Source organism: Jeotgalibacillus sp. ET6 (assembly GCF_029667115.1).
Lineage (GTDB): Bacteria > Bacillota > Bacilli > Bacillales > Jeotgalibacillaceae > Jeotgalibacillus.
Genome location: NZ_JARUIU010000023.1, coordinates 1 through 658, shown reverse-complemented (window position 1 = coordinate 658; position 658 = coordinate 1). Strand labels below are relative to the sequence as shown.

5 tRNA genes are annotated in these 658 nt (G+C 47.0%); all 5 read left to right on the top strand.

The features are described from left to right. Nucleotide 1 precedes the first annotated feature (1 nt). The 5 genes from P6709_RS19730 (at nucleotide 2) to P6709_RS19710 (ending at nucleotide 523) form a co-directional block, all read left to right on the top strand. Nucleotides 2-77 (top strand) — tRNA-Lys (locus P6709_RS19730). A gap of 10 nt (nucleotides 78-87) precedes the next feature. Next, nucleotides 88-169, top strand: a tRNA-Leu gene (locus P6709_RS19725). 74 nt (nucleotides 170-243) lie between these two features. After that, nucleotides 244-330: transfer RNA gene (locus P6709_RS19720), tRNA-Leu, on the top strand. A gap of 9 nt (nucleotides 331-339) precedes the next feature. Continuing rightward, nucleotides 340-416, top strand: a tRNA-Arg gene (locus tag P6709_RS19715). A gap of 33 nt (nucleotides 417-449) precedes the next feature. Next, nucleotides 450-523: transfer RNA gene (locus tag P6709_RS19710), tRNA-Gly, on the top strand. Nucleotides 524-658 lie beyond the last annotated feature (135 nt).

Here is a 658-nt window from a genome sequence, read left to right as displayed (position 1 = left end):
TGAGCCATTAGCTCAGTCGGTAGAGCATCTGACTTTTAATCAGAGGGTCGTAGGTTCGAATCCTACATGGCTCACCATTATGAATATGCGGGTGTGGCGGAATTGGCAGACGCGCTAGACTTAGGATCTAGTGCCGCAAGGCGTGGGGGTTCAAGTCCCTCCACCCGCATTTAAAATTTAATTTTAAAAAGTGCTTGACCATTCTGAGTTATATTGATATAATATTACTTGTCGCTTCATTAAGCGGTCGTGGCGGAATGGCAGACGCGCTAGGTTGAGGGCCTAGTGGGAGATAATCCCGTGGAGGTTCGACTCCTCTCGACCGCACCAAAAACATACGCGCCCGTAGCTCAATTGGATAGAGCGTTTGACTACGGATCAAGAGGTTAGGGGTTCGACTCCTCTCGGGCGCGCCATCATTTATCTTCTATCTATAAATAGAATACCACGCGGGTGTAGTTTAGTGGTAAAACCTCAGCCTTCCAAGCTGATGTCGTGAGTTCGATTCTCATCACCCGCTCCATTATTACTATTGCAAACTTGAACCTTGAAAACTAAACAACCAAAAACGTCAACGTTAGTACAAGAAACACAATGAGCTTTATCAAACACTTTACGGAGAGTTTGATCCTGGCTCAGGACGAACGCTGGCGGCGTG